3 protein-coding genes are annotated in these 2744 nt (G+C 70.4%); all 3 read left to right on the plus strand.

All coding sequences use genetic code 11. The features are described from left to right. Positions 1–219: 219 nt before the first annotated feature. The 3 genes from ACFVJS_RS27370 to ACFVJS_RS27380 are packed head-to-tail and all read left to right on the plus strand — an operon-like array spanning position 220 to position 2719. Entirely contained in the window at positions 220–579 is a 360-nt protein-coding gene (locus ACFVJS_RS27370; protein ID WP_378886699.1) for a YciI family protein, read from the plus strand. Beyond that, positions 576–1865: an RNA polymerase sigma factor gene (locus ACFVJS_RS27375; RefSeq protein ID WP_378886700.1), complete on the plus strand. Its 1290-nt coding sequence runs from the start codon at positions 576–578 to the stop codon at positions 1863–1865. Before ACFVJS_RS27370 ends, ACFVJS_RS27375 begins: the two co-directional genes overlap by 4 nt. 38 nt (positions 1866–1903) lie before the next feature. Continuing rightward, positions 1904–2719, plus strand: coding sequence for an alpha/beta fold hydrolase (locus ACFVJS_RS27380; protein WP_378886701.1), 816 nt, complete (start codon positions 1904–1906; stop codon positions 2717–2719). The last annotated feature ends 25 nt before the right edge of the window (positions 2720–2744 follow it).

Here is a 2744-nt window from a genome sequence, read left to right on the forward strand (position 1 = left end):
GCGGAGCTTGCTCGTCCGCTCGCGCCGAGCGAGGGAGTAACCGCGCGAAGCGCGGAGCTTGCTCGTCCGTTCGCGCCGAGCGAGGGAGCAACCGAGCGAAGCGAGCAGGGCAACACCTACCGAAATCTCTGGTGCGGGCGTGTCGAAAGGGGCAGGCTCTCCTCGACGCGTAGGCGACGACGCGCAACGGACGCGTCGCCGACCCGCAAGGAGAAGCAGATGCGCTACATGATGTTCGTGAAGATGGACCCGAACGCGGGACCACCCCCGGCCGCGCTGATCGAGGCGGTGGAGGCCGAGATCAAGCAGCAGTACGCCGACGGCGTCCTGCTCGACGCCGACGGGCTCGGTCCCGCGGTGGAGATCCGGCTGACCGCCGGCGAGGTGACCCACGTCGACGGCCCCTTCGCCGAGGCCAAGGAGGTCGCCGGCGGGTTCTCGCTCTTCGAGGTCCGCTCGCACGACGAGGCCGTCGAGCTCGGCCGCCGGATGATCCAGCTCCACGAGGAGCTCTGGCCCGGGCAGGACGTGGCCGTCGAGATGCGGCCGCTGTTCGGCCCACCGGCGCCTGCTGAATGAGCTCGGGGCCACTCCGTCCAGACCCCGAGAGCGCGATCGTCGCGGTCTGGCGCAACGAGTCCGTACGTCTCCTCGCCGGTCTGGCGCGAATGACGCACGACCTCGACCTGGCCGAGGACCTCGCCCAGGATGCCCTCGTCGCGGCGCTGGAGCAGTGGCCGCACGAGGGCATCCCTCGCAACCCCGGCGCCTGGTTGATGTCGATCGCGAAGCGGCGCGCGATCGACGGGTTCCGCCGCGACGAGGTGCTGCGCCGCAAGGTGGCGCTGCTCGGACACGAACTGGAGGAGGGTGAGATGCCTGACCTGGCTGCTGCGGTCGATCACATCGAGGACGATGTGCTGCGGCTGATGTTCCTCTCCTGCCACCCGGTGCTGGCGCCCGACTCGCGCACGGTGCTGACCCTGCGGCTCGTGGGCGGACTGACGACCGCCGAGATCGCGCGGGCCTACTTCGCCAAGGAGTCGGCCGTCGGGCAGCGGATCTCGCGGGCGAAGCGGACCCTGACCGAGGTCGGGGCGTCCTTCGAGCTTCCCGTCGGCGAGGAGCGCGCGGCTCGGATGCGCGAGGTGATGCAGACGATCTATCTGGTCTTCAACGAGGGCTACGCGGCGACGTCGGGGCCGTCGTGGACCCGGCCCGAGCTGTGTCTGGAGGGGATGCGGCTGGCCCGGATGCTGGCCGCGCTCGCCCCCGGGGATCCCGAGGCGCACGCGCTGCAGGGACTGCTGGAGATCCAGGGGTCGCGGCTCGCCGCCCGTGCCGATGCGGAGGGTCACCCGGTGCTGCTCGAGGACCAGGACCGCAGCCGCTGGGACCAGTTGCTGCTGCGCCGCGGCCTGGCTGCGGTCGATCGCGCCACCGCGCTGGCCTCCTCCGGCACCCCCGGCGGCAGCTATCTGGTGCAGGCGATGATCGCTGCCTGTCACGGCCGCGCCCGACGGGCGGAGGACACCGACTGGGCCGAGATCGCCCGGCTCTATGATCTCCTCGCCTCCGGTGCTCCAGGGCCCGTCATCGAGGTCAACCGGGCGGTGGCGCACGGGCGCGCGTTCGGTCCGGACGCCGGGCTGGCGATCCTGGCGGCACTTCCCGAAGGAGCTCTTGCGGGGTCGCATCTGCCTGCTGGCGTAGGTGGAGATCTGCTGCACCGCGCCGGGCGTCATCTCGAGGCCGCGGCGGCGTTCGACGAGGCGGCCTCGCTGACCGGTAACGCCGGAGAACGTGAACTTCTCGAGAAACGTGCGGCCGCGTGTCGAAGAGCCGAGGTCTCGTCCGACGCGTAAGTATCTCGACGACCACCGCGACAGAAGTGAGCAGAACGATGACCAAGACCACCACCTCAGCCGACGGCACCACGATCGCCTACGACGTGACCGGCTCCGGCCCGGCGCTCGTCCTGGTCGACGGCGCGATGTGCTACCGCGACTTCGGGCCCTCCAAGGAACTGGCCGACGCGCTCTCGGACCGGTTCACGGTCTACCGCTACGACCGCCGCGGCCGGGGTGAGAGCAACATCGCCAAGCCGGCTGCCGCGGGCACCATGGAGGCGGTCGAGCAGGAGGTCGCCGACCTCGGTGCGGTGATCGAGGCAGCCGGCGGCCACGCCCACCTGCTGGGCCTGAGCTCCGGCGCCTTCCTCGCGCTCGAGGGCGCGCGGGCCGGGCTGCCGATCGACAAGATCCTCGCCTACGAGGCTCCCCTGATCCTCGACGACACCCACCGTCCCAACGACGCCGACCTGGCGCAGCAGGTCGCGAAGCTGGTGGAGAAGGGCAAGCGGGCCGCGGCTGTCGAGCTCTTCATGCGTACGGTCGGGATGCCGCTGGTCGCGGTCAAGATCATGCGCCTGACCCCAGCCTTCAAGAAGCTCACCCCGGTCGCGCACACGCTGGCCTACGACCTGGGTATGTGCGTGCCGTTTCAGCAGGGTGTGCCGCTGCCGGGCGGCTACTTCAAGAACGTGTCCGTGCCCGTGCTGTCGGTGGCCGGCAGCAAGAGCCCGGCCTACATGACCAACGCCCAGCAGGCCATCGCCAAGGCCGTCCCTGACGCCCGCTACGTCGTCCTCGACGGGCAGAACCACATGGTCAAGGCGTCGGCACTGGCTCCCGTGGCGACGGAGTTCTTCACCGTCTGAACCGCCGAGTCGGCTCATCCTGACC

The sequence above is a fragment of the Nocardioides sp. NPDC057772 genome (genome assembly GCF_042798075.1).
Classification (GTDB): Bacteria; Actinomycetota; Actinomycetes; order Propionibacteriales; family Nocardioidaceae; genus Nocardioides.

Coding starts and splice junctions, on each gene's coding strand:
- ACFVJS_RS27375 (WP_378886700.1), top strand. CDS start 576: ATGAGCTCGGGGCCACTCCGTCCAGACCCCGAGAGCGCGATCGTCGCG.
- ACFVJS_RS27380 (WP_378886701.1), top strand. CDS start 1,904: ATGACCAAGACCACCACCTCAGCCGACGGCACCACGATCGCCTACGAC.
- ACFVJS_RS27370 (WP_378886699.1), top strand. CDS start 220: ATGCGCTACATGATGTTCGTGAAGATGGACCCGAACGCGGGACCACCC.